The organism is uncultured Victivallis sp. (assembly GCF_944391105.1).
Lineage (GTDB): Bacteria > Verrucomicrobiota > Lentisphaeria > Victivallales > Victivallaceae > Victivallis.
Genome location: NZ_CALXSK010000005.1, coordinates 36,582 through 62,140, shown reverse-complemented (window position 1 = coordinate 62,140; position 25,559 = coordinate 36,582). Strand labels below are relative to the sequence as shown.

Here is a 25,559-nt window from a genome sequence, read left to right as displayed (position 1 = left end):
CCTCCGGGGGGGGGAGAGCGAACAGGGAGGAAAAATGAAAAAAGTTTTTGTTATGCTATGTTTCGGTTTTGCGGTATTCTGCCATGCACAAAGTAATGATACCGGCATCATCAGAGGAAGAGCGACAGGGCGTCCCGAATTTGATCTCAATCTGTTGTTTGATACAATTGAAAAAGCAAATTCCGCGACCGAAAATGAGATCAACAAAATCTTTGCCGATTTCATCAGGAAATATGGCACATTGCAACCTCTTGCCGGAGCGAAGGCAACAATAAAAGGAGAAGAGCTCTTTCAGGAAACCGAAGTGGATGAAAAAGGGAATTTTTCTTTTGACAATTTGCCGTTCGGAAAATATGTCGTAACAGTCAGTCAACCGGATTGCGCCGGAATTTATCCGAATACCCGTGTAACAGCGTTCGATCAGAGGAGTGTCGTCATCAGCCGGAAAAATCATGATGTTACGCTTCTCCTGGAACCTACGGTCGCATTGGTCACTCTGCAAGGAAAGGTATACGAAAAAAATAAAACTCCTGCTGTCAATGCTGTCGTGACAGCTACCCGTGTTTATCCAAGAAGTCAAAATGCAACACGCGGTATCCGTACATGGGAAACGGTTACAGATGACAGCGGAAACTATCAATTTAAGGATATACCGTTGCAAAACTTTTTTTTGCTGAGTGCCGTTTTACTGGAAAAAGGGACCTCCTTGAACAATTTTGAAATCCATGCTGAATCTTCTATGGGAAGACAGGGAGGCCCAGTGGTATTATCCACAATCACGGATGAACTTCTTTTCTCGGCAGAAAAATGGGCTCTTTTCCGCAAAAAAATGGGGCAAATAACCGGAAAGAACGTGCAAATGCTTCCCGCGGCCGAAAGCAATGACAGTTTTTTCGACATTCACGGAGTAAAAGGCAACGTAATCACGGTCAAAGATATTGTTTTAATCTGCGATGAACGCGAAAAATAGGGTTTCAGGTTAATTTTGCTCAGGGGGCTGCCCATGATCGTGGAAGTCCATCAACCCTGGCAGAGTCCCCCCATAATAAGCTCTTGTGCGATGTTTCTGACCTCCCCGGGGCAATACGAAAAAAATGATCTGCATCGTTCCGGGAGAAGTTTTCCAGGGGGAAAGGTTGCAAAAAACGCCGGACAGTGTTACATTGCGCGACGAAATCTTTCCATGCGGGAGGAAGATCACGCACAGACCGCCCCGCCGCAGGAACCGCAAGGAGAAAAAATGGACGTCAAAGCCATAGAGATACGCGGCGCGCGCGTACACAATTTGAAAAATATCGATGTCGACATTCCGCTGCACCGGATCGTCGGAATCGCCGGAGTCTCCGGCTCGGGAAAATCCTCACTCGCACTCGGAGTGCTGTACGCGGAGGGCTCCCGCCGATATCTGGAGTCGCTTTCAACCTACACCCGCAGGCGGATGACCCAGGCGACCAGAGCCCAGGTCGACGAAGTGCTCCACGTTCCGGCGGCGCTGGCTCTGCACCAGCGGCCCGGCGTACCCGGAATCCGCAGCACGTTCGGAACCGGAACCGAACTGCTCAATTCGTTGCGGCTCATCTACTCCCGTCTGGCCGAACATCGATGCCCGAACGGCCATTACCATCCGCCGACACTCGCGGTCGCCGCCGGTCAGGAGCTGGTCTGCCCGAGCTGCGGAGCGGTGTTTTCTCCACCTTCCGCGGAAGAACTCGCGTTCAACAGCCAGGGAGCCTGCCGCAGATGCGACGGAACCGGAGTCGTCCGGACCGTCGACCGGACAACACTCGTTCCCGATGAATCGCTCACCATCGACGAAGGCGCTGTGGCTCCGTGGAACTCCCTCATGTGGTCGCTCATGGTCGACGTCTGCCGCGCGATGAACGTGCGGACCGATGTGCCGTTCCGCGATCTCACTCCGGAGGAGAAGCAGATCGTTTACGACGGTCCCGCCGTCAAGAAACATATTTTCTACAAGGCGAAAAACTCACAGGACGCCTGCGAACTGGATTTCACCTACTACAGCGCCGTCCGCACAGTTGAAAACGCCCTCTCCAAGGTCAAGGACGAAACCGGGATGAAGCGTGTGGCGAAGTTTCTGCGGGAAGAGGAGTGCCCCGACTGCGGCGGCTCCCGGCTCTCGGAGCAGGCGCGCGCACCGAGAGTGCGTGGAATCTCCCTCGCCGACGCATGCCGCAAACCCCTCGCGGAACTCGTCAAGTGGGTCCACGGCATTCCAGACTCCCTGCCGGAGGAGATGCGACCGATGGCGGAGAGCATCTGCGACTCGTTTTTCTCCTCCGCCGGACGGCTGATGGATCTCGGACTCGGATATCTGGCGCTCGACCGGGCGGGCAGCACGCTTTCGACCGGGGAGCGGCAGAGAATGCAGCTCGCGCGGGCGATCCGCAACCGCACGACCGGTGTCCTGTATGTGCTGGACGAGCCGAGCATCGGATTGCATCCTTCGAACATCGTCGGCCTGAACGGCGTGATGCACGATCTGGTCGCGGACGGCAACTCCGTCATCCTGGTCGATCACGACACGCAGATTCTCTCGGAGGCCGACTGGATCGTTGAACTCGGGCCGGAGGCCGGAGCTGACGGAGGACGCATCATCGCCGAAGGAACGGTCGCGGACCTCGCGACCAGCGCGGCCTCCCGGATCGGACCGTTTCTGGCCGGGCGCGAACATGTGCGGGTAATGACTCCCGCCCCCGCATCGGAGCTTTTCCGCTTCGGGAAAATCCGTTGTTCCACGGGGCCGCTTCATACGGTTCAGCCGCTGGAAGTGGAGATTCCGAAAGGGCGGCTGACCGTCGTCACCGGAGTCTCCGGTTCCGGGAAAACCACACTCGTCCTGGAAACTCTCGTCCCCGCGCTGCGGGCGTGGATCGACCGGACGAAACCGCCGGAACATGTGCGGTCGATCGATGCGGATGGAATCCGGCAGGTGAAGCTGATCGACGCGACGCCGATCGGCATCAACGTCCGATCAACCGTGGCGACCTATGCCAACGTTCACGACGAACTTCGCAAACTCTTCGCCCGGACTCCCGACGCGAAGGCGCGCGGCTTCCGGGCCGGGGATTTCTCGTACAACACCGGTTCTCTGCGGTGCGCCGCCTGCGACGGGACCGGGACGATCAGCCTCGATGTGCAGTTTCTGCCCGATGTGGAGATTCCATGTCCGGCGTGCGGAGGCTCACGGTATTCCGACGAGGCGAACCGGATCCGGTTCGTCAACAAGGCGGGAGAGGCGCGGTCGCTCCCGGAACTCATGGACCTGAACGTCGCACAGGCGATCGAATTCTGCCGGGATCTGAAGAGCGTGCGGCCCCGGCTGGAGGTGCTGCGCGACCTCGGACTCGGCTATCTGACGCTCGGCGAAGAGACTCCGGGGCTCTCCGGCGGCGAGGCGCAGCGGCTGAAACTCTCCTGCGAAATGGGCCGTTCCCAATCCGATTCGGTCTTCGTTTTCGACGAACCGACGATCGGCCTGCATCCGCTGGATGTCCGCACTCTGCTCGAAGTATTCCGCCACCTGATCGAAAACGGAGCGACCGTGGTGGTGATCGAACACGATCTGGATGTGATCCGCAACGCCTCTTACGTCATCGACATGGGCCCCGGAGGAGGCGCCGACGGCGGCCGCATCGTCGCGACCGGGACACCGGAGGAAATCCGCAACGCCCCCGAAAGCATCACGGCACGCTTTCTGTGAACCGGGAGAGGGCGCGGTCGGAACCTGCCCCCCCCCCGTTTCTCCGCCTTTTACAGCAGCCGGAGCTGAATCATGTCGTCGTTTTCGTCCGCATCGTTCCGACTGCGCCGCTTCGACTTCACGGTTCGGCGCGGCAATGCGGCCATCGCCTCGCGCGGGGCGTCGGCGGTCTTTTCGAGCAGTTCGAGAATCACGTTCGCCCGGTCGATGACCGGCTGCGGAATTCCCGCGAGTTTCGCAACGTGGATCCCGTAACTGCGGTCCGTGCTGCCGGGCACGATCTGGCGCAGGAAGATGATCTGGTCGCCGTACTCCTTCACCGCAACGTTGTAGTTGTTCACGCCGCGCCGGGTCTGCGCAAGTTCGGTCAGCTCGTGATAGTGCGTGGCGAACTGCGTCCGGCAGCGACACGACGGATCGTCGTGCAGAAATTCCGCAACCGCCCATGCGATCGACAACCCGTCGAACGTGCTCGTTCCCCGTCCGATCTCGTCGAGAATGACGAGGCTCTTCGGCGTCACGTGATTCAGAATGTTCGCAGTCTCGACCATCTCTACCATGAAGGTGCTCTGGCCGCGTGCGAGATCGTCCGCCGCGCCGACGCGCGTGAAGATCCGGTCCACGAGCCCGAGTTCCATCGAGTCGGCCGGGACGAACGACCCCATCTGCGCAAGCACCACCAGCAGCGCCGTCTGGCGGATATAGGTCGATTTGCCCGCCATGTTCGGACCGGTGATCAGCATCATGCGGTTGCGGTCGCCGTCGAGCAGGCAGTCGTTCGGAACGAACTTCCCGGAGCCGAGCACCGCGTCGAGAACGGGGTGGCGTCCTCCTTTGATGATGAGCCGGTCGTCGTCGAAAATCTGCGGCCGGTGATACCCGTGAAGCCGCGCGCACTCCGCAAGACTCGCGAGCGCATCGATCTCCGCAAGCGCGTCGGCGGCGGTCTGAATGGGGCGGGTGTACTGCAGCGCAAATTCGCGCAGCTCCTGGAACAGCTGCACTTCAAGCGCTTTCGACTTCTCCTCCGCGCCGAGGATCCTGCTCTCGAGCTCCTTCAACTCCGGCGTGATGAACCGCTCCGCATTGACCAGTGTCTGCTTGCGGACGTAATCCTCCGGCACCATCGCGAGATTCGCCTTGCTCACCTCGATGTAGTAGCCGAAAACCGAGTTGTACTTGACCTTCAGCGAACGGATTCCCGTGCGCTCCTGTTCGCGCTGCTGAATCTGCGAGAGCCACGCCTTGCCATCCGTCGCGGCACTGCGGAGTTCATCGAGTTCGGTGCTGTATCCGGTGCGGATCACGCCGCCGTCCGAGAGCAGTGCTGGCGGATTTTCCGCAATCGCACGCTCGATCCGGTCGACCAGCTCGGGAAAGAGTTCGAGCCGGTTGTTCTGCGCCTCCAGCAGCGGCACGTCGAAGATCGAGAGCAGACTCTTGACGCCGGGCAGCACGCCGAGGGAAACCGCCAGCGTCTGAAGGTCGCGCGGATTCGCATTCCCGACGTTCAGCCGTCCGACGATGCGCTCCAGGTCGCGCACGACGCCGATCGTCTCGCGCAGTTCCGCCAGCGTGAGCGGATCGTCACGGAATGCCTCGACCGCGTCGAGCCGCGCGACGATCGCATCGTGGTCGCAGAGCGGACGCAGCACCCACCCGCGCAGTTTCCGGCCCCCCATCGGCGTTTCAGTGTGATCGAGCACTCCGAGCAGCGAGCCGTTCTTGCCGGTACCGAACATCGTCTCGACCAGTTCGAGATTCCGCAGAGAGATCGAGTCGAGTTCGAGCGAATGGTCGAGACTGTAAAGCTCAATCCGGGTGATGTGCGCCGCATCCTGACGCAGATTCTCGGTCGCATAGCGCAGCACCGCGCCGGCGGCGGAAACCGCATGCGGCAGATCGCGCAGCCCGAATCCGTCGAGCGTGGCGGTCTGAAACTGGCGCAGCAGCAGCTCCGTCGCGCGGTCCAGTTCGAAAAAGTCGTTTTCCACCGTTGTCCAGAGCAGTTTTGCCCGCGGTTCCGGCCGGGACCCCTCCTCCTCGAACTGCGCGTCGAGCCGGTGGCTGATGACGCATTCGCGCGCACCGAGGCGATTGAGTTCAGTCACGAGCTTATCCGGCTCCGAAACACAGCAGACCCGGAATTCCCCCGTGCTGATGTCGAGACTCGCCAGCGCCCACTCGCCCCCCCTGCCCTGCACGAGGCTGGTCAGGAAGTTGTTGCTCGAAGGATTCAGCAGCGCGTTGTCGACGATGGTTCCGGGCGTGATGATCCGCGTGATCTGCCGCTTTACGATTCCTTTCGCAAGGCGCGGATCCTCCATCTGCTCGGCGATTGCGACCTTCACGCCGGCGGCGACGAGCCGCGGCAGATAGGTGTCGAGCGCATGATAAGGGAATCCGCACATCGGATACCCCTGGCGGCGGGTCAGCGTGAGCTCCAGCACGGAACTGACCCGCTCGGCATCCTCGAAAAACTCCTCGTAGAAGTCCCCGAGCCGGAAGAGCAGCACCGCGTCGGGCGGGATCGAGGCTTTGGCCTCGCGGTACTGCTGCATCATGGGTGTGAGATTAATGTCCGCCATACTGTTTCATCAACGCTTCCGGATTCAGATATTTTTCATCGCCCGCGATCCGGACGACTTTGCCGATGACGCAGACATGGTAGTCACGCTCGGGGTAGTGTCTGCCGATGAGGCTCTTGTCGAGAAAGTGACGCCCGGACATCTCCGCGCGGTAAAGTTTGCGGCACTCAAGCACCAGCTCCGCTTCCGCGAAGGAGGGAGCCTCCACCCGGGCGGATCTGACGGCAGTCAGCCCGGCCTTCGCAAGTTTGCCGGGCTCCTCGCGCCCGGAAACCCGCCCGATCGCGGTGAGCGCCCGGCGGTACTCCGGGGCAAACGCCGAAAGCGTGAACGTATCGCAATGGTCGAGGATCTCCAGCGTATAACGCTGTGGACGAAGAAAGACCGTCACGGCAGGTTCCGCCCACATACAGCCGAAAAATCCCCAGCCGACCGTCATGGCATTGTATTTTCCGTTCGGGAATTCACCCGCGGCGAGCACGAGCCAGTCATCCTTCCAGATGCGGAACGAACTGCAGGCGAATTCCGCGGGATCGATCTCTTTCCAGTTTTCCGATTCCGGCATAATCATTACTCCTTGTGAAATTCCAGTTCGACGGCGATGGACCGGGCGTATTTCGCCGCCCGGGGCTTGTCGACCCGCACCCGGACGAACCGGATGCGTTCATATTCGAGCGCGAGACGTCCGACCGCGCCGGCCAGCGCCTCGATGAGCTTGAAACGCGACCCGGAAACAAGCGAGTGAATCCGTTCCTCAAGTTCGGCATAGTTGACCGTGTCGGAAAGCTCGTCGCTCACCGCCGCCGCAGAAAGATCGACCCCGAGCTCAAGGTCGAGCGTGATACCCTGCCGCCGTTCCCGCTCGGCCGGATAACAGCCGATCAACGCGTTGACCCGGAGGCCGTTGATGAAAATTCTGTCCATAATCCCCGCCACTGAATGAAAGCCGCGACGATGCTCCGACCGCCGCCGTTCTTACAATACCACGATTTTCCGCTTTTCGCAAAAGCAAAAGTTGTTTTGCAATGGAAAAAGTGCTATATTAGAAGATAAATTTATGGATTTCACCGGTTCACTACGGCAAAGGAATATGGCAAAACTCGAACTGATCCGCAATTTCTGCATCATCGCGCACATCGACCACGGCAAGTCGACGCTTGCCGACCGGCTGCTCGAACTCACGGGAACGGTCGCGAAACGCGATCTCCAGGACCAGCTGCTCGACGGAATGGATCTTGAACGCGAGCGCGGCATCACGATCAAATCCCATCCGGTCCGCATGGAGTATCAGGCCGGTGACGGGAAAACCTACGAACTCAATCTGATCGACACCCCGGGACACGTGGATTTCACCTACGAGGTCTCGCGTTCTCTCGGAGCGTGCGAGGGGGCGCTGCTGCTGATCGACGCCTCCCAGGGTGTTCAGGCGCAGACCGTCGCCAACGTGAACCTCGCATTCAAGCAGAATCTCAAGGTGATTCCGGTCATCAACAAGATCGACCTGCCCGCGGCGAATCTCGATCTCTGCTACGAGCAGATGGAGGAGGTGCTCGCCCTGCCGCGGGAGGAAGCTCTTCTGGTCTCCGGCAAAACCGGAGCGGGAGTCGCCGAACTGCTGGAGGCGATCGTCGAACGCATCCCCGCTCCGACGGAACCGCCGATGGAAGGCTCCGCCGCACTCATCTTCGACTCGATGTACGACACGTTCCGCGGCGTGGTCAACTACGTTCGCGTCACAAACGGCAGCTTCCGGCGCGGGACCCGCATCCGGCTCTTCAACAACGGCATCGAAAGCGAAATCAAGGAGGTCGGCTTCTTCAGTCCGGAAATGCGCGCGGCGGAGGAACTCTCCGCCGGAAGCGTCGGCTATCTGCTGCCGAACCTGAAAAGCCCCTCCGACACGAAGATGGGCGACACGATCACCGACGTGAAGAACCCCTGCCCCCATCCGCTGCCGGGGTTCCGCGAGATCCGTCCGATGGTCTTTTCCGGCATCTATCCGATCGACACGGCCGACTACGATCAGCTCAAGGCGAGCATGGGCAAGCTGCAGCTCAACGACGCGGCGTTCCTCTACCAGGCGGAGACCTCCGCCGCGCTCGGGTTCGGGTTCCGCTGCGGATTTCTCGGGCTGCTGCACATGGAGATCATCCAGGAGCGGCTGCGGCGCGAATACAACTGCGACATCATCGCGACCTATCCGTCGGTGATCTACCACGTCTACATGAAATCCGGCGAGATGATTCCGGTGGACAACCCGGTGTTTCTGCCCGATCCCTCCGGCATCGACCGGATCGAGGAGCCGATCATCGACTGCCACATCATGATCCCGACCGAATACATCGGGGATGTGATGAATCTGGTCATGAGCAAGCGCGGAGTCTGCACGAACACCAGTTCCGTCGATGCGAAACATGTCATCATCTCGGCTGAAATTCCAATGCACGAGATCCTGATCGACTTCCACGACAAGCTCAAATCGATCACACGCGGCTACGGCAGCATGGACTACGAACCCTCCGGCTACCGCGCCGACCGGCTCGTGAAGCTCGACATTCTCGTGAACGGAGAACCGGTCGACGCCTTCAGCTCGATCGTTCACACCGACATGGCGTACAGCCGCGGCCGCCAGCTCGCGGAACGGCTGAAGGAAGTGATTCCGCCGCAGATGTTCCAGATCGCGATCCAGGCCGCCGTCGGCGGGAAGATCATCGCGCGCGAGAGCATCCGCGCACTGCGCAAAAATGTTCTGGCCAAATGTTACGGCGGCGACATCACGCGCAAGCGCAAGCTGCTTGAAAAGCAGAAGGAAGGCAAAAAACGCATGAAGCAGATCGGTCAGGTGAACATCCCGCAGGAGGCGTTTGTCGCAGTGCTCAAGGCGAATGACGACAACTGAAGAGAAAGCAGAAAGCGACGGCTCATGATGAACTTCTGGAAACGACACCGGGCGAAGAAACGCCTCGCAAAACTCAGGAACGAGATCAAACTCTGCCGCCACAATGACGACGACCTGCTTTCAGACAAGCAGAAGGAGGATCTCGACTCGCTGCACCTCGAAATGAAGGGGACTCCGGCGGAAGAGGTCGATGCACGGCTCGAAGAATACGCGTCCCGCTTCCGCAGGGCGGTTCCGCCGTACCGGTATCAGTCGATCCGCGGGCTGCTCGATCTGCTGCTCGTCGTGGGAGCGGTGGCGTTCGGGATACGGGCGCTGTTTCTGCAGCCGTTCCGGATTCCGACCAGCAGCATGCAGCCGACGCTGTTCGGGATTCACTACATCGACCGGGAGACGAAGGTCAATCCGCTGCTCGGGAAACTGCCTGCGCCGCTGGAGTGGCTGCTCTTCTCGACCCGCCGCGCGCAGGCGCAGGTGAAGAGTCCGGGAGAACTCGACACGAACTCCTTCCGCACATCCGGGACACTCTCGGACACAACCTCGTTCACGATCGGCAACACGCGTTACCAGCTTCCCGGCGATGCGCGCAAGGTGATTGAATACGCCGATCTCGAAGCGGGGCGGCGCTACCGCTCCGGGGACACGCTGGCGGACGGTTTCGTCTCGATGGGGGATCATCTTTTTGTCGAACGCTGGAGCATCTATCTTGCGCCTCTGAAGCGCGGCGACGTGATGGTGTTCACGACCGACGGGCTCACGGCCCAGGGGAAGAAACTCTCGGATTTGAGCGGATTTTTCTACATCAAGCGTCTCGTCGGGCTCCCCGGGGACACGCTGCGGATTGTGAACAATGTGCTCGAAGTGAAACCTGCGGGCGAGGATCAGTTCCGCCCGATCTACGAAATCGCCCCGGCCTTTGAAAAACTCTACAGCGGCAAAGGCGGCTATCAGGGCCACCTGAACGGAATGGGGAACCTCATCGCCTCGCCGCAGCAGGAGTACGTCGTTCCGAAGGACCACTACTTCATGATGGGGGACAACTCGCGCTTCAGTCTCGACAGCCGCTTCTTCGGGGCGGTTCCCCGGAAGAATCTCGTCGGCAAGGCGTGGGTCGCGTTCTGGCCGTTCACGCGCCGCTGGGGGCTGATCGACCGGGTCGGTCCGGTCGACGCTCCGACGGGAAAACCGGTCAAGGATATGACCTTTCCGGTCATGTACCGGCAGTAAGGCCCGTTCATACAGCCGGCCGGAGACTTCATGCGCAATTGGCGCGGAAGATCTGCTCGACAGCCTCGACCCGCTCCCGGGAGGGGGATTCCACCTGCGGCATCGTGTCACGCCGTCCGACGGCGGCGTACTTCGAGCGGGCGAAACTGTGATAGGCGAGAACCCGCACACGCGTCACGCGCGGCAACGAGTCGAGGAACTCCGCCGCAGCTTCGAGTTCCCGCGGGGAATCGTTGTACCCGGGAACAAACGGGATTCGGATCTCGATCGGAACGTCGAATGCCTGCAGCCTCCGCAGATTCTCCCGGATCTGCCGGTTATCCATCCCGGTCAGCGCCCGGTGGCGCTCCGGATCGGGGTGCTTGAAGTCAATGAGCAGCAGATCACACTCCGGCAGAACACGTTCGAACGCCTCCCACGGAACCGCAGCAGAGGTGTCGAGCGCCCGGTGAATCTTCTCCCGCCCGAGCAGCCGAAAGAGTGCAAGGCAGAAAGCGGGATAAAGCAGCGGTTCGCCGCCTGAAATCGTCACACCTCCCCCGGAAACCCGGTAGAAATCGACATCCTCAAGCAGTTCCCCGAGCAGCGTTTCCGGCGTCATCGGCTTCCCGCACAGCGTGAGTGCGCCGGAGAAGCAGACCCCCGCGCATGCACCGCACGCCGTACAGAGCTCGCGTCGGAAGATGTGATGCCCCTCTTCCGCAATCCGATGCGCCCGGTTCGGACAGACCGCCTCACAGCGGCGGCATCCGGTGCACCGTGCGGCGCGGAACATGATTTCGGGACGAGCCGAAATGCACTCCGGATTGTGACACCAGAGACAGTGCAGCGGACACCCCTTCACAAAAACCGTGGTCCGCACACCGGGCCCGTCGTGAACCGCCATGCGCTTGACTTCCGCAATCGGGACGGAAAGTTTCATCGATCCTCTCCCCCTGCTGCCGCGATGAACGACTCCTGCGCCTCGGGCGAAAGATCGATGAACCGCGCGTTCCAGCCGCAGACGCGAACCTGCAGATTCGCATATTTCTCCGGTTCCTGCCGCGCCTTCCGCAAAGTCTCGGCATCGAAGATGTTGAACTGGATCGACTGCCCCCCCTTCTCAAAATAAGTGCGCACAAGGTCGACGATCAGCTTCGCGCCGTCCTCACCGGAAACCGCACTCGGATGCAGCGTGATGTCGAGCACGGAACCATCCGGGAACGAGGTGTGATCGAGTTTCCCCGCGGAGTTGATGAGTGCCGTCACGCCGCGACGGTCCATGCCTGCGGAACTGCCGACATTCTTCGAGAGCTCCTCTCCTGCCCGCCTGCCGTCCGGAAGCGCCCCGGTCATCCGGCCGAACGACCGGTTGTGATCGATCGACCACAACCCCATCTGAAAGCTCCCCCCTTTGCCGTTCGGCTCATGGTTGATGAGATCGGCGGCAAACCCGGTGACGATGCGCGCAAACTCATCGAGTTCCGTGCAGTTGTTTCCCCATTTCGGCAGACGGGTTCTCGCGTACAAACGCAACTCCTCGTGGCCGGCCCAGTCGGAGCGGAGGATTTCCGCAAGCTCCCCGAGCGAACAGCGTTTCTCCTCGAACACGAGCTTCTTCACCGCAAAAAGCGAATCCGCGACGCTGCCGATCGCGGCACACATCACGCCGGACTGATTGTACTTCGTCCCCGCCTCGGAGACATCGCGTCCGGAGGCGATGCACGCGGGCATCGTGCCGGAGAGCAGCGGAGACGGATTGACCCGGCTCCAGGTCGCGGTGCGCAGCCGTTCGATGTGCATCGCCCGCATCAGCAGCTTTTTCAGCACCGAGAGATAGGCGTTGAAAAATGATTCAAAGCTGTGGAATTCCCGTTCCGGCACATCGAAAAGGCGGATACCCGTCGCCGGATCCTCGCCGCCGTGCAGCAGAAGCTCCAGCGGCTTGACGAGATTGAAGATGATCGTCATCGAACAGCACATCTCTCGTCCCATGATCGCAGGTTCGTAACAGCCGATCGCGACGTAGTCATAGACATCCTCCGGCGACTTTCCGCGTTTCAGAAAAAGCGGAAAGAGCACATCGTCATTCATGAACACCGTCGCGGTGAGTCCGGATTTCAGGCATTCGGCGACCTGAAGCAGCATCGCCTCCGGCGAAGCGGAGTGAACCCGCATCGTGAGCTTCGGATCGACCACGCGCATCTCGCGGTAGGTCTCATAAGCGAGAACAGTCAGCTCGTTGACCGCGTCGGAACCGTCCGGAAGCAGGCCGCCGAAACAGAAATTCTTACCGGCCTGCAACCCCTGCGTCCGGGCGTAGAACTTGATCCAGAAGAACTTCAAAAGCTCTTTCGCCTGATCGCGCGTCAGCACGCCCTTCTCGATATCCCGCCGGTAGAAATCGATGTACAGCCGGTCGAAACACCCCATCGAACGCACAAGCTCCCCCTCGATCTCCTGCACTTCATGGTAGAGATACGCGAGCTGAAGCGCCTCGTGGAACGACTCGGGCGGACGCTCCGAAAGCGCCCGCAGCACGGGGGCGACCCGGATCGCCCCCTTCTTTTCCGCAAGTTCGGCAAGACGGAGAAGATAGATTCTCATCGCCTCGAACACGCGGGAGACCGCACGGAAAAATTCCAGCGTTTCCGGAGACTTCGCGCTCTTCTCCGCCGCGAGCGCGCGGTCGCGCAACCCGCAGACCCCGAGCGAAAGGATGCTCTTCCAGTCCGGCGTGGTGTGGCTCAGGTCAAGCCAGCAGTCGAAACAGCCGGAACGCGCGCCGTCACTTCGCTGGTGCTCTTCTGATTCAGGAAACGATTTCTGCACCTCATCCATCCGCCGGCTGAGAAAATGCCGGATTCCATCACCCGTTGCAAGATGATCCGCGAACCAGTCATCCGGATCGATGCCGATCCTTCCCCTGGTCAGAACCAGTTCGAGCAGCGCCGCCCGCGTGCGGATGACCGGCTCATCCGGATGAGCGTTCACATACGCATCCGAGAGCCGCGTCAACTCCGCGCCGTCCACGCCGGTCGCCGGATCAAATTCGACCTCCAGATACTGCCGTTCCAGCTTCGGACGAATCCGTTCAAATGTGCCATGGAGAGTTTCCATTTTGTCCTCCTGTTCCGGATTGCAAAAAAAAATTTCTATTGTATAGTATACCAGAATTCCGGATTTTCACCTGATAAGAACGTACGGAAAACATATCGGATCGTACACAATGTTCGAAGGAATCACATCGAGACTCTTCTGGTACTCCCATATGGAGCTCGATCCATACCGACAAAAGGAGTGGGTGCATCCGCCCCTCATGATATGGATGATGACTCTGCATGGAACCGGCACGCTTGTGGTCAAAAACGGCGGCGAGTATCCGGTCGATGCGAAAGAGCACACTTTGTTTCTGCTGACACCGCAGATTCACCGCTATGTGATTTCCAACGTGGACGATCCATTGGGAGTATTTGCGGCCGGGATCTCGGTGGAGTTTGCGGACGGGACGGATTTTTTCGATCGCTGCCGGCCGGAACGGGTGCTGATTTCAGCGCCTCAGAGCGAAGAGATCTGCGCCACGATCCGTGAATTGCAGGAACGTCTGTCCGCCACCGATCGGAAGAGCGCGATCGAAATAGAGCTTCTGACCACCCGCCTCTGCGCGGCGGGAATGCGGTTCTGCGTACCGTTGCCGGAGTCCGAATTGCCGCGTCCGATCGAACGGTGCCGTCGTGCGGTGGAGTTTCTCGCAAATCATTTCAGGGAAGAACCCGATGCCGAACTCCTCGCCTCCATGTGCGGGATGTCCCGGACGCTTTTTTTCCGGCTGTTCCGGGCCGAAACCGGCATGACGCCCGGGGAGTTCCGCCTGCACCGCCGAATGCAGGAGGCCCGCAAACTTCTCTTGCAGAACAAGCTCACCATCGCGGAAATCGCAAACCGCCTCGGATGGGAAAATCCCTTCTTCTTCTCCCGTGTCTTCAAACGGGAGACCGGCCTCTCCCCCCGGGACTTTCGCCGGCGGCAATTCTCCTGATCGGCGGAACTGGCAGGCGGGAAACCTCCCGACCCGGCGGCCGGTCAGCGCAATTCAACTTAAAATTACTTAAAATTATATTTAAATTTTTTTTATTCGTCCTATTGACATGAAGCATGAAAATGGGTATAATTAATCACAGGAAAACAAAATAAAAAAACTTAAAAAAGGATTTTGAAAAAAATGGCCGTTGCAGGGAAATTGAGAAATATGACTGATCTTGCCCGGCAGGCTCAGGTAACTACGGCAACGGTATCGATGGCGCTGCGCGACTCGCCGCAGGTCTCTTCGGAAGTCAAGGAGAGAATCCAGAAGATAGCCGCGGAGTACGGCTTCACGCCGCGCGCCTACAATCGCCGTCCCAAACCGCAGCTGAACCGGAAAAACAGCCGCTCCGCTCTGCTGGCTTTGCTGCATTATGATGACGGGGAAGAAGATCCTGTGCGCGACGGAATTTTGCCCACCATTCTGGAGAGACTCAACGGGCACGGAATTCAATACGAGTATCTCAACCAGAAGGAACTGCAGGAGAATCCCGCTCTGCTGAAGAAATTTTCCGGAGCGATCTACTACAACGATCTGAAGGGGGTTCAGCTTCCGGAAAACTTCCCTGCGGCCCAGATCTTCGGCTGGGACCCGATGAAACCGGGACTGGACCGGATCACGACCAACGATTGTGAAGTTGTGAGAATCGCGTGCGATTTCTTCCGAAAGGCGGACGTGAAACGTGCGGTGGTCATCTGGCGGGAAGACATGGTGCTGATTCCGAATCATCCGCGCATCTCGGAATTTCTCCTGCAGATGAATGCGATGGGGGTCGAAGCCACTCCACTCTCGTTCCGGCGCGAGGATCCGGACTTCACCTCCCGGATGCGGGAGTATATTGAATCCGGAGATGACAGGATCGGTTTTTTCGGATTCAACGCCTTCGGCGGAGTGAAGCTCTGCTGCGCGCTTGAAGCGCTCGGCTTGCTGTCAAAATACGCGGGGAGCAATATCCTGGTCTGTGACAAATCGGTGCTGCTGAACAGTTTTTACCCGAGTCCGACGATGATCGACCTGAATCTCCCCGCCATGGCCGCGAGGGCGGTGGAGATGCTGCTCTACCGGCTGGCCAATCCGGGGATTCCGGGCATTCTCGTTCAGCAGTCACCCGGCCCGGTTTCCGGTATCCGGTCGATCCCGGGCAGACTTTGACAAGCCCGATTCAATATGGTTCAAGTATTTCAATCCAACTCAACAGATTTCATCAGAGAAACCGGAGCGCGGGAGGACTCCGACGGAAAACGATAAGATCTTCACAAATTACGGTCCGCTGCGGCGGCAGAATTTACGAATCAAGAAGGAAACTGTCATGAGAACTGCAATTCCTCAAAATCATCCCAACCAGCCGGTCTCCAGAAAACCACTCGCTTCCTCACCGCGTCCAGTCAAACGCAATTTCACATTGATCGAACTTCTTGTAGTAATTGCGATCATCGCGATTCTGGCGGCGATGCTGCTGCCCGCCTTGAATCAGGCGCGGGAAAGAGGCAAGCAGGCCAGCTGCATGAGCGCTCTCAAGCAGATCGGAATCTGTGCCCAGATGTACAGCGGGGACTATGACGATTTCATTCTTCCGCTCTATGTCCAGCGCAAACCGCAGTCGAAAGAGCTCTGCCAGGATTACAGCTTCATGTTCTGGCACTTTCTGCTCTACGATACGGGATATTTCACCACGACCAAACAGCTGTTCGGCTGCCCGGTGACGACCAACGTGCGGAATCCGAAAGACTGGAGTGCGGCATGGCGATCGAGTTACGGTTACAATGAACACATCAATCACAACATCTACGAGTGGCCGCTCATGCTCGGACGAACCTGCGAAAAAACCAACAAATCTACGATGATCAAACGTCCATCCCAGCTGTTCTTCATGATGGATTCGGTCGAAGGCAGTGGTCAGAACAACCCGGACGGCTGTTCCTACCCGGCGATTTGCGCGTACCGAACCGGCGGAGGTCAGGGCGCGCCGTACGCCCGCCACACCGGAAAGGTTAATCTCATGTACTTCGACGGTCATGTCACTTCGAAATTCTTCTCGAACGCCTACGCCTTCACCGGAGCTCTGACGCTTCCGGAGTGGGCGTGGACGGAAAGCAACTACATTCACTGGATGGGAATTTACTGATGCGGAACCTGATTTTGAAACGAATCTTTCTGTTCGGATTCCTGCTGCCGCTCGCGGCGGCGGCCGGTTCCTGGAGATTCTCCAACGGACCGGAGTTCAAGGGGGCGACCGGAAAGCTGCTCAAACAACCCGATGAAAGTTATCAACTTCAGGGGGATTTCACGCATGGCGGCAGCTATGTCGCGATGATCCATCGCTTCGAGAAGCCGGAGAATCTGCTGCTGGTCACGTTCTCCACCCGCGGGAAAGCCGATCAGATCGCCGTCCGGTTCACCGATTCGGACGGGCAGACCCATCAGCACTTTCTGCCGCTGAAGGGAGATAACACCTGGGAAACGAGCTCGATCCGGGCATCCGGCTCTCCGGAACACCACTGGGGCGGACGTAACGACGGGGTATTCCGTCCGCCGGTTCGGGAGGTGGCGATCGTCACCCACCGCGGAGATTTTCCCGACAAACGGATAACCAGTCAGGAGATCCGGGAAATCAAGTTCCGGAAACCGGAACCGCCGCCGCAACATGGTTACGCGATACCGCTGCTTCCCGGCGAGGAATCGAACACCTGGGATTTCACGAACGGGCCGGAATTTCCGGGAGCGACCGGGTCCTGCGAACTCGTCGGGTTGGACACGCTCCGGCTCAACGGAGACTTCACGAAGGGCGGCAGTTACGTCGCGGTCTGGCATCACTTTCAAACGCCGCGGGAACTCTCGGCCATCTCCTTCCATGTGAAAACCGCTTCGAAAGGGATCGATCTGCGATTCCAGGATTCGGACGGGCAGATCCATCAGCACTACCTCACTCTTTCGGGAAATCCTGAAGAAGTTCAGGAGATCACGCTTCCGGTCGCGGGGTCGCCGGAACACCACTGGGGCGGCAGCAACGACGGGATTCTGCGTTCTCCGATCCGGGGATTCGCCTTCTCCTTCCACAGCTGGCTGGTGGATAAACAGGCTGTCGTCGAGTTCTCCAATATCAAACTTTACACCCCAAACTATCAGGACGCCGGCCAGATCCGTTTCAAGCCGGTCTCTCCGGAGAGGCTGTTCCGCTCAACCTCGGATTCCTCGCCGGTGGAACTCCAGCTCTCGGGCAAACCGGACGTACCGGAAGAGGCGTTCCGCCGCTTTTTCGTCCGGGATTATCAGGGGAAGGTGATCTTTTCCGGAGATACGGCAAAGTTCGATCCGGAGCGGAATGTGCTGAAACTTCCGCCGATGCGCGGTTATGTTGGTCTGCTCGAATACACCGTTCCGGCGCTGGCGTTTCAAGTCGGAGTCTTCCAGTGCGACGTGACGGCGGAAACTCCGGACGAGTTCTTCGCAATCGACACCTCCTTCAGCTGGGGACGCCCCCTGCTGAACGAAGCCGTGATCCGCTCCTACTGCCGCATTCTCAAAGGGAACGGCATTCTCTGGAATCGCGACCGCCTGAGCTGGAACAACATCGAACCGGAAGAAGGGAAATTCCTCTATCGCGACAACTTCGCGCTCTATCGGAAAATCGCCACGGAAGAGGGAATCAAAACCCTCGACACCTTCCACGATGCGCCCGCGTGGAGCCGGGAGAAGCTCGATCCGGAGAAATTCGGACCGAATCCCTTCCCGAATCACCTGAAGAAAACGGGAGAGAGCTGGGTGGAAATCATGCGCCATTACAGCGGCACGCTCAAAGCGCTGGAAGTCTGGAACGAACCTGATCTCGGATTCGGGTCATACCGCCCGGCGGAAGGGGTTTCGAGTTTTACGAAGGCGGTTTCGTTCGCAGCCCGGCAGGCGGGACTCGACACCAGGATCGTCGGCGGCGTCTTCGCGCACCCGTGGCCGGGAACGGCGTTTCAGGACGCCTACCTTGCCAATGCGATGCTCGACACCTGCGACGTGATGAGCTATCACACCTACGCCGGAATCGAAGCGATGGAGCCGACCGTCGCCGGCTTGCGCGAACGCGAACTTGCATTGCGTCATCCTCGGGCGGGAATCCCGATCTGGATCACCGAATGCGGCACCCCGTGGAACAACTCCAACGGAGAACGCGCCGTTCCGCGGGAAGACATGGCCTCCGCGGCCGGAATTGTCGGGAAAGCGCTGGAGTTCAAGGCACTTGGCGTGGAACGTTACTTTGCCTTCGAATATAAGTTCTATCCGGAAGGAGCGAAGAACTTCGGCATGATGGACGCCAATCACACGCCGATGCGTTCGATGGCGGCCTATGCGTTCCTTGCCCGTTTCTTTGCGGGGGCGGAATATGCGGGCGACCTCAAGGGGGCGAAGACAAAGCGGGCACGCGTATTCCGGAGCGGGAACGATGCGCTGGTGTTCCTCTGGCAGCCGGACGGGAAGTTTGCGCTTCCGGCGGGGGTGAGCGGCGAGGTGTTTGCGATCGACGGCCATCCGCTCGGCCGGAAGTCCGGCGCGTTCGAAGCATACGGCCAGATCGCCTATCTGAAGCTGCCGATGCGGAAACTGAACGGAAAGATCGAGACAGACACCAGGGCAATGAAATACTTCAAACTCGCACGCAATTTCGCCGACCGGGCAGAACCGCGCACGGTCGCGCCGGTTGTCTTCCGGGCGAAACTGGATGTCTCGGATATGACGTTCAACGCATTCGGCTACAACGTGCGGAACTTCCGTGATGCGCGGTTCAACGTGGAATTGCAGAACTGTTCGAATGAGACGCAGACGGTGCGTCCGGCACTCGTGCTCCCCGCAGGCGTCAAAATTCTGGAGGATATTCCGAAGGAACTGACGCTTCCACCGGGCGGCCGACAGGCAATCGCGTTCCGGGTCGCCATGGAGCCGAATGTCAATCGGGGACAGTTCCGCCTGATCCGGATCATCGACCGGAATAAGAATGCGTTGCCGCTCGCGTTTTCGGTGCGTCCGTGGGAGGTTCAGGAAAAGGCGACGCCGAAGCTTCCGGAAGGGTTCGGACGCGACGACCTCAAACTTTCCCAGCTGCTCTCGGCCGATGACTGGACCGATTTCAGCGCGAGCTCGAACTGGAAGAGCTGGCAGGGCGGCGAGATCGAGCCGAACATCTCCGCCCGGTTCCGGGCGTTTTACGATGCCGAAAAACTTCAAATCCAGGTTCTCGTAACGGATAAATCGTTCCATCAGCCCTATCCGGCGGAGAGCGCCTGGAACGGAGACTCGCTGCAGATCGCGCTTCAGCAGCGGGGAAGTGATGGTCGTCCGGGCGGCGGGTGGCATGAGGTGACGGTCGCTCAAACCGGTACGCGAGGGACGATTTTCCGGCACATCGGATCGCCTTCCGGATTGATGAAGGCGTCAAAACTCACCTTCGTTCCTCTGGAGAAAAACCACAACCTCTACCTCGTCGACTTCGATGCGAAGGAGTTCCAGCTGAAGCTGACGCCGGGGTCGAAGATCGGATTTTCGCTGCTCGTGAACAGCAACTCCGGCAAAGGCCGCGACGGCTTCCTCTCATGGGGATCCGGCATCGCGGACAGCAAGAGTCCCGACGTCTTCAATTTGCTGGTTCTGCAGTAGCTGTTGCCAGTATACCTGACCGGGGAGTCGTTTTCCGACTCCCCGTTTTCTTGCGTTCAGAAACTCCAGCGGACCGTCCGGCGGCCCGGCGGCAGCGGCAGCGGAGACTCCGGCCCGCTCTGCGGTTTTTCCCGACACTCGAAAACCAGTGTCGCCGGTTCCGGCGATTCGAATTCCGCTTCGAGAACCCGGTCCGTCCGGTTCCAGTCGAACCGGAGCAGCTTCGCCTTCCCCCAGTCAGCCAGCCGGACAGGGGAATCCCCGCCGAAATAGAGTGCGTACATCCCGGCGTTTTCGGCGGCCATGCGCGGCGACGGACTCCACATCTTCTGCGCCTCAAGCTCCTTGCGGACTGCCTCACGCTTTTCCCCCAGCAGCAGCCGCATGTAAAGGTGGGCGGCGATATTCGCGTCGTGCCAGTTGCGGTGGCCGGGATGCTTTTTCCGCCAGTCATCCAGCGTATTTTCCACGTAAGTGTATTCGAAGAATCGCCAGAACTCCTCCCCGTTTCCCGTCAGCAGCATCGCGTAAAAACAGGGATAATTGCCGATCCACGCAAGCGACAGGGCGATTTCGCTGTTGATGTAATTCTGGTCTTTCCCGCGGGCGCTCATGACTTCAAATCCGTAGTGCTCGGAAAAACCGATTCCCATTCCGCGCCACTCCTCCGGTTTCAGAGCAGGGTTGCGATAGGACGGCCCCCGCCACTTCTGAGTGTCCGCCAGCGCGTAACGCGAGAGCAGCATCGCCGCCGCAGCCGCGTCATCCTCCCGCCGCAACGTCTTCGCCATCCGGTACAGGCCGGCCGCCCCCTCGTAGGAGATCACATCCATGTCGATGGCGGAAGCCGCCGTATGCTCGCGACAGCCGGACTGCATCATCGTCCAGTCGTGCGAAAGATAAAAGTAGAGCGGAAACCGGCGAATCATCTCCCAGTTCTGTTCGATCGTCTTCCAATCCCCCGTAAACCGCGCGTAGTTAGACAATCCGGAAAGCGCCCCGCCGATGCCGGAATTCGGGTCGCCGAGAATCTCGTTGGCCTGGTCAACCCACGCGAATGAAATCGGATAACTCCGATGGCTGAACGGTTCGGTCCTCTCAAACCAGCCCCGCGGCCCCAGTACAAAATCAACGCCGCACTTCCAGGCGGCGGAAACGGCATTGCGCTGCTCCGGAGTGAAAAGGCTCTGCGCCAGACTGCCGGAGGCGTACATCCACCAGCACGAGAGCGAATCCCCTTTTACGCGTGCTTCCGGTTTCCCTCCGATGTGCTTTGCAATCGCCTCTCCAACCCGTTTTGCATCGGCATCGTCTGCCGGAACCGGATAGAGGAAGTTGTCGACCGGAGGCTGCGGCAGCTCATAACGGCCGCAGCTCTGATTGGAAAAATTCCAGACCCGGTACGGACCGTATTTGGTGTCGATCCCGAACGATTCCGGTTTCCCGGCAGGGAATCCAACCGGATATCCATTGTCGCCGCCGAACGCCACAAGCGGTGGACATGGAAGCCATGTTTCCCCCGACTCGCCCCAGGCATTGCTCCACGCCAGGTGGCGGAACGATTCTGCGAATTCAACCTTGCCTTCGCCGATCCGGAATTTCATCGTGCTCTGCAATGGATAACTTCTCAACAGTGCGGCCAGGCGGCGGGAAACATCGGTCAGACGCGCGCTTTTCTCATCGACCCGGCCGGGGGTTCCCGCGAATGCACGATAACCGGCAGGCGTGCCGAAGCCGATCCACCCCCGCGGCTTCCCGAAGGTGAATCCGAGCATTCCGGCCTCGGTAATGACCTTCTGCGGCTTCTCCTGAAACGCCAGCAAAATCGGTTGTCCCGGGCGTTTTTCGAAGCTGACGACCACCCACCCCTCCGACAATCCGGCGAGATCAGCTTCCGCAGCCTCCGTCCAGACGACCTGACGATCCTTCCCGGGGAACAGCAGAAAGGGGGTCCCGAGATCACGATCCGGTTTCAGTGTAAGCACCGAATCTTTCGAATAAACCAGAAATCCAGGGGCAAGGATGCTCGCCACGTAACGTTCCGGCAGACGGCTCGCGTCAAATTCCCCGAACGCCCGGCTCGTAACCTTGTTCTCCTTCGCCCCGATAAACCGCTTGAGCTGCGTGATGACCATATGGTCGCTGCCGACATCGACGCGACGCCATACCCGTTTCTGCTCCGCACCGTTGCCGATCGAGAGTTTCAGGAACGCTCCGTCCGAAGTCTGGTAAAAAAAACCGTCGTTCTCAATGTTGCAGGTCAACAGTCCGTTGTTGTCATGATAGCCGAACCGGCCGAACCCGTTCGCGGGGATGCCGTTCCTCCAGCCGTCCGGACCGGCGGAGAAATCCGGCATCGGGAATCGTTCGCAAAAGGAGGTGGACGGTTTTCCGGAAACCGGCCGGCACTTCAGGGAAACCCCTTTCACTGCAGGATCGGGGAAGGAGAGCTCCAGCAGATGAATCTGGCCGGGTTCCAGCACAAGTTGCGGTTCTTCCGCACAGCAGAATTCACTCCAGAGAAATTGAAATTCATGCTTTCCGGCGGAAAGCTCCGGCAACGGACGTGTCCAGCGGCAATCCCGCCGGAAGCGGTACGCGGTCGCGGTCAATGCCGCATCCGAGACAGGTTCCGGCGTAATGATCTCCACCGCGACACCGGTTGAATCCGCCCACTTCCCAGCATCCAGCGGAAGAGAAAACACCGCCCGTTCCGGCCTCGCAAGTTTGATCGAGCCGTGCTTGTTGACCTTCGTCTCGACGGCTGTGACGTGGAACGTCAGCGACTTCACCGGTTTTTCGCCAATTTCAATCAGATCTGCCGGATGCAGAGAACCTCCGCGGTTCGGATCGATCCGGGAAGCCTTCAATTCGACCTTCCGGACAGGCCCGCCATCGACCTGGTACTCGATTGTTTTCGGCACGGCCCAGTCTCCCCAGCCGACACGCGGAATCGCCACGTATGGAAGCGAAACCGGTTCCCGGAAATCAACCCGGAACTGGAAATCCGCCGGATTTCCAACCGAAAGCGCATCGAGCCTCGGAGCCACGATCCGTTCCGGCTCGGGAATCGTCCCGCCGAGAACCGTGACCGTCGATTCCGGCAGCGGCTTCAACTCATAAAAAATCTCCGGTGCATCGGACGGGCCGGGGGACGAAACCGCAGCAGCGGCAGCGGCAGCGGGAGCGGCAGCGGGAATCACGGATTTCGGACGGGCCAGTTTCAATACGCCATGTGCACAATATTTGCGATCTTTTGTCTCAACATCAACCACTTTGATTGTGAACGACGTGACCGGAGCGGTATCCAGTGAAATCAGATCCGCCTCGAGGGTCCGGCCTCCCTGATGCGGGGCTGTTCGCGCCGCGGAAAGCCGGATGCGTTTCGCCTCGCCGCCGTTGACGGAGTATTCGAGTTCGGCAGGGACCGCCCAGTCGGCATAGCCGTAACGAATCACCGCAATCTGCGGCAGTGGCACAGGTTTCGCAAATGTGACGGTCGCCCCCGCCCCCTCTAATTTACCCCAATGCGGTTGAGGCTGGCCGGGACCGGAAATCAACGTACTTGCCGCCTCTTTCGGGAGGGTCTCTCCGGAAAACACGACCGTCGCCTCCGGCAGCGGCAACAGCTCAACCGGGGCGCCAGTCAGAGCAATGGCGAAAAACACCCCCAGACAGTTGAAGAAATATTTCATGAATCCCCCTTTTAATTCCAGGCGTACACGGAACGTTGATCATAACGCCACGGTTCACCACTTGAAGAATATTCGAACAGGATCCGTCCTGAAACGGATTGCACATGACCGTCGAGAAACGTCGCGTTCACAGAGTTGTTATGGCGCGGATCCGCAGCATTCTTGCTGTTCGGATCGATGCCATGACTGAATAGAAATTCAAGTCCCCACCAGTCCCCTTTGTTGCCGTCGAGAATCTGCAGCTTCGAAGCAGGCGTCGGAACGCTGCCCGCCTTGAACGCCTTTTCGCTCCAGCCGGAACCGTTGAAAGAGTTCTGCGAATGCATGGCGTAGCTGATGCCTTCCGTGAAACCGGCTCCCACATTCTGATTGCCGGGACAACGGAAGATCTTGTGCTTAAACCAGTCCTCATCAAGATAAGAACCGGAGATTCCAAGATAATTCTTGATAAAATTCGGCCAGAAACGGGAGCAGTCCTTCCAATTCGGACGTGATTGCGAATACTCCAGGTAGCGAGTCCGCAGCAGATAATCATCGTAATCGCCGGAATACATGCTCGCCGCATGCGCAATCTGTTTCAGGTTGTTGGCGCATCCGGAACTCTGCGCCCGCGCCCGCGCCTGATTCAATGCCGGCAGCAGCATGGACGCGAGGATTGCGATAATCGCAATTACAACAAGGAGCTCGATCAATGTGAATAGATTGCTTCTCATAGCCATTTCTCCTGGGTTATAGGGTTGCAAGTTCAAGAGTTTCAATGCTGTTTTCCTGCTTCTTTCCGAAAAAAAACGTCTCTGCGACCGGATTGCCGCGGTGGCAGGCGGCAATCAAATCGTCCAGCTTCGCCGTCGCCAGACCGATACAGGTGTCCGCGGCCCCATAATAGATCCGCACGGTTCCATCCGATTCGAGCAGCGCATTACAGCCGAACGTCACGTTCGGAACGCGTCCTTGCATCTCATAAGGCCGATCCGGCCAGAGAACCGGCATCCCCCCGCGTGCAATGATCCGGGATGGATCGTCCAGATCAAGCAGCATCACGCCCAGACGGTAAATGTAACCGTTGCAGGTCAAATCGACTCCGTGATAGATTTCCAGCCATCCTTCGCTGGTGCGGATCGGGACCGCTCCGCCGCCGATTTTATGCGAATCCCAGCATCCCGGGCGCGGCGTCATCAACACTTTGCTGCCGTACCAGTTCGACAGATCGTCGGAGTAACTGATGCACATATCGCTCGGTTCAAGTTCGTCATCCCCCATCGGACGGTCAAAGCGGACATAGCGGCCGTTGATCTTCTCGGGAAACAGCACGGAATTGCGGTTGTTCCGACCGGTTTCGGCCTGTTCGATCCGCGTGAACCGGCGGAAATCCTTCGTGCGGACCACCCCGGTACGAACGCCGCGCCCCTCGGCCTGACTCGCATACATGAGAATATATTCGCCGTCAATGAAGGTGATGCGCGGATCGTAAATGCAGTTCTCCGGTCCCGCCGCGGGAGCGGGCCAATCCGCGATCGGCTCCGGATCCGGCGTGAAGTGGATTCCATCCCGGCTGCGGGCGATCCAGAAAACGATCGGCGTTGCAGCCGTAGCGGCGTCCGCCACCAGCAGGTACTCTCCGTTGCAGCGAATCGCTCCGGGGTTGAATACATACATGATGTCGGATGGAAACGCCTCCGGCCCCAGCACCGGATTGCCGGCAAACTTCTGAAACAGCATAAGACCC

General features: G+C 59.0%; 16 protein-coding genes. 8 read left to right on the top strand and 8 right to left on the bottom strand.

Features of this window, described 5'->3' with window-relative positions:
- The first annotated feature begins 34 nt into the window (after positions 1 to 34).
- Both Q0K10_RS03150 and Q0K10_RS03145 read left to right on the top strand, forming a co-directional pair.
- Complete coding sequence (locus Q0K10_RS03150; RefSeq protein WP_294503047.1) at positions 35 to 970, top strand: collagen binding domain-containing protein; 936 nt, start codon at positions 35 to 37, stop codon at positions 968 to 970.
- Positions 971 to 1,240: 270 nt separating this feature from the next.
- A complete protein-coding gene (locus Q0K10_RS03145) occupies positions 1,241 to 3,721 on the top strand; it encodes a hypothetical protein (protein ID WP_294503045.1) in 2,481 nt (826 codons plus the stop codon).
- A 50-nt stretch (positions 3,722 to 3,771) separates the two neighbouring features.
- On the opposite strand, the gene mutS is transcribed toward Q0K10_RS03145, so the two are convergent.
- From mutS to folB, 3 genes are read right to left on the bottom strand one after another with little or no spacing between them, the layout of a single operon-like run.
- Positions 3,772 to 6,309: a DNA mismatch repair protein MutS gene (gene mutS / locus Q0K10_RS03140; protein WP_294503042.1), complete on the bottom strand. Its 2,538-nt coding sequence runs from the start codon at positions 6,307 to 6,309 to the stop codon at positions 3,772 to 3,774.
- On the bottom strand, positions 6,296 to 6,874 hold the full coding sequence (locus Q0K10_RS03135; RefSeq protein WP_294503040.1) for a flavin reductase: 579 nt from the start codon (positions 6,872 to 6,874) through the stop codon (positions 6,296 to 6,298). The genes mutS and Q0K10_RS03135 overlap by 14 nt, the downstream gene beginning before the upstream one ends.
- A gap of 5 nt (positions 6,875 to 6,879) precedes the next feature.
- Positions 6,880 to 7,233: a dihydroneopterin aldolase gene (gene folB, locus Q0K10_RS03130; RefSeq protein WP_294503037.1), complete on the bottom strand. Its 354-nt coding sequence runs from the start codon at positions 7,231 to 7,233 to the stop codon at positions 6,880 to 6,882.
- Between the two features lie 166 nt (positions 7,234 to 7,399).
- On the opposite strand from folB, the gene lepA reads away from it, so the two are divergent.
- Positions 7,400 to 9,208 (top strand): translation elongation factor 4, encoded by a 1,809-nt coding sequence (gene lepA / locus Q0K10_RS03125; RefSeq protein WP_294503035.1) that lies wholly within the window; start codon positions 7,400 to 7,402, stop codon positions 9,206 to 9,208.
- Between the two features lie 24 nt (positions 9,209 to 9,232).
- Positions 9,233 to 10,435 (top strand): signal peptidase I, encoded by a 1,203-nt coding sequence (gene lepB, locus Q0K10_RS03120; RefSeq protein ID WP_294503033.1) that lies wholly within the window; start codon positions 9,233 to 9,235, stop codon positions 10,433 to 10,435.
- A gap of 28 nt (positions 10,436 to 10,463) precedes the next feature.
- Here lepB and Q0K10_RS03115 read toward each other — a convergent pair whose 3' ends face one another.
- Together Q0K10_RS03115 and Q0K10_RS03110 are read right to left on the bottom strand one after the other, a co-directional pair.
- Positions 10,464 to 11,357: a glycyl-radical enzyme activating protein gene (locus Q0K10_RS03115; RefSeq protein WP_294503030.1), complete on the bottom strand. Its 894-nt coding sequence runs from the start codon at positions 11,355 to 11,357 to the stop codon at positions 10,464 to 10,466.
- Complete coding sequence (locus Q0K10_RS03110) at positions 11,354 to 13,534, bottom strand: pyruvate formate lyase family protein (RefSeq protein ID WP_294503028.1); 2,181 nt, start codon at positions 13,532 to 13,534, stop codon at positions 11,354 to 11,356. Before Q0K10_RS03110 ends, Q0K10_RS03115 begins: the two co-directional genes overlap by 4 nt.
- Before the next feature lie 109 nt (positions 13,535 to 13,643).
- Between Q0K10_RS03110 and Q0K10_RS03105 the strand changes: the two genes are divergently transcribed.
- The 4 genes from Q0K10_RS03105 to Q0K10_RS03090 all read left to right on the top strand — a co-directional run bounded on the left by Q0K10_RS03105 (position 13,644) and on the right by Q0K10_RS03090 (position 20,138).
- Positions 13,644 to 14,453 carry an AraC family transcriptional regulator gene (locus tag Q0K10_RS03105; protein ID WP_294503025.1) on the top strand — a complete coding sequence of 270 codons (810 nt, stop codon included), beginning with the start codon at positions 13,644 to 13,646 and terminating at the stop codon, positions 14,451 to 14,453.
- Positions 14,454 to 14,663: 210 nt separating this feature from the next.
- Complete coding sequence (locus tag Q0K10_RS03100; protein ID WP_294503022.1) at positions 14,664 to 15,650, top strand: LacI family DNA-binding transcriptional regulator; 987 nt, start codon at positions 14,664 to 14,666, stop codon at positions 15,648 to 15,650.
- 157 nt (positions 15,651 to 15,807) lie between these two features.
- Positions 15,808 to 16,623, top strand: a complete 816-nt coding sequence (locus Q0K10_RS03095; protein WP_294503019.1) for an H-X9-DG-CTERM domain-containing protein — start codon at positions 15,808 to 15,810, stop codon at positions 16,621 to 16,623.
- Positions 16,623 to 20,138: a sugar-binding protein gene (locus Q0K10_RS03090; protein ID WP_294503017.1), complete on the top strand. Its 3,516-nt coding sequence runs from the start codon at positions 16,623 to 16,625 to the stop codon at positions 20,136 to 20,138. The genes Q0K10_RS03095 and Q0K10_RS03090 overlap by 1 nt, the downstream gene beginning before the upstream one ends.
- A gap of 56 nt (positions 20,139 to 20,194) precedes the next feature.
- Here Q0K10_RS03090 and Q0K10_RS03085 read toward each other — a convergent pair whose 3' ends face one another.
- Genes Q0K10_RS03085 through Q0K10_RS03075 form a run of 3 tightly spaced genes read right to left on the bottom strand, consistent with a single transcriptional unit; the run spans position 20,195 to position 25,552 of the window.
- Positions 20,195 to 23,833, bottom strand: coding sequence for a hypothetical protein (locus Q0K10_RS03085; protein WP_294503014.1), 3,639 nt, complete (start codon positions 23,831 to 23,833; stop codon positions 20,195 to 20,197).
- Between the two features lie 11 nt (positions 23,834 to 23,844).
- Positions 23,845 to 24,546 (bottom strand): prepilin-type N-terminal cleavage/methylation domain-containing protein, encoded by a 702-nt coding sequence (locus Q0K10_RS03080; RefSeq protein WP_294503012.1) that lies wholly within the window; start codon positions 24,544 to 24,546, stop codon positions 23,845 to 23,847.
- A gap of 16 nt (positions 24,547 to 24,562) precedes the next feature.
- A complete protein-coding gene (locus tag Q0K10_RS03075) occupies positions 24,563 to 25,552 on the bottom strand; it encodes a glycoside hydrolase family 130 protein (protein WP_294503010.1) in 990 nt (329 codons plus the stop codon).
- Positions 25,553 to 25,559 lie beyond the last annotated feature (7 nt).

Excerpts from the sequence above, each read along its gene's own strand:
- Q0K10_RS03090 (WP_294503017.1), top strand. The coding sequence starts at position 16,623 with ATGCGGAACCTGATTTTGAAACGAATCTTTCTGTTCGGATTCCTGCTG.
- Q0K10_RS03150 (WP_294503047.1), top strand. The coding sequence starts at position 35 with ATGAAAAAAGTTTTTGTTATGCTATGTTTCGGTTTTGCGGTATTCTGC.
- Q0K10_RS03080 (WP_294503012.1), bottom strand. The coding sequence starts at position 24,546 with ATGAGAAGCAATCTATTCACATTGATCGAGCTCCTTGTTGTAATTGCG.
- Q0K10_RS03135 (WP_294503040.1), bottom strand. The coding sequence starts at position 6,874 with ATGCCGGAATCGGAAAACTGGAAAGAGATCGATCCCGCGGAATTCGCC.
- lepB (WP_294503033.1), top strand. The coding sequence starts at position 9,233 with ATGATGAACTTCTGGAAACGACACCGGGCGAAGAAACGCCTCGCAAAA.
- Q0K10_RS03095 (WP_294503019.1), top strand. The coding sequence starts at position 15,808 with ATGAGAACTGCAATTCCTCAAAATCATCCCAACCAGCCGGTCTCCAGA.
- Q0K10_RS03115 (WP_294503030.1), bottom strand. The coding sequence starts at position 11,357 with ATGAAACTTTCCGTCCCGATTGCGGAAGTCAAGCGCATGGCGGTTCAC.
- Q0K10_RS03105 (WP_294503025.1), top strand. The coding sequence starts at position 13,644 with ATGTTCGAAGGAATCACATCGAGACTCTTCTGGTACTCCCATATGGAG.
- Q0K10_RS03110 (WP_294503028.1), bottom strand. The coding sequence starts at position 13,534 with ATGGAAACTCTCCATGGCACATTTGAACGGATTCGTCCGAAGCTGGAA.
- Q0K10_RS03085 (WP_294503014.1), bottom strand. The coding sequence starts at position 23,833 with ATGAAATATTTCTTCAACTGTCTGGGGGTGTTTTTCGCCATTGCTCTG.
- mutS (WP_294503042.1), bottom strand. The coding sequence starts at position 6,309 with ATGGCGGACATTAATCTCACACCCATGATGCAGCAGTACCGCGAGGCC.
- folB (WP_294503037.1), bottom strand. The coding sequence starts at position 7,233 with ATGGACAGAATTTTCATCAACGGCCTCCGGGTCAACGCGTTGATCGGC.
- lepA (WP_294503035.1), top strand. The coding sequence starts at position 7,400 with ATGGCAAAACTCGAACTGATCCGCAATTTCTGCATCATCGCGCACATC.
- Q0K10_RS03145 (WP_294503045.1), top strand. The coding sequence starts at position 1,241 with ATGGACGTCAAAGCCATAGAGATACGCGGCGCGCGCGTACACAATTTG.
- Q0K10_RS03075 (WP_294503010.1), bottom strand. The coding sequence starts at position 25,552 with ATGCTGTTTCAGAAGTTTGCCGGCAATCCGGTGCTGGGGCCGGAGGCG.
- Q0K10_RS03100 (WP_294503022.1), top strand. The coding sequence starts at position 14,664 with ATGACTGATCTTGCCCGGCAGGCTCAGGTAACTACGGCAACGGTATCG.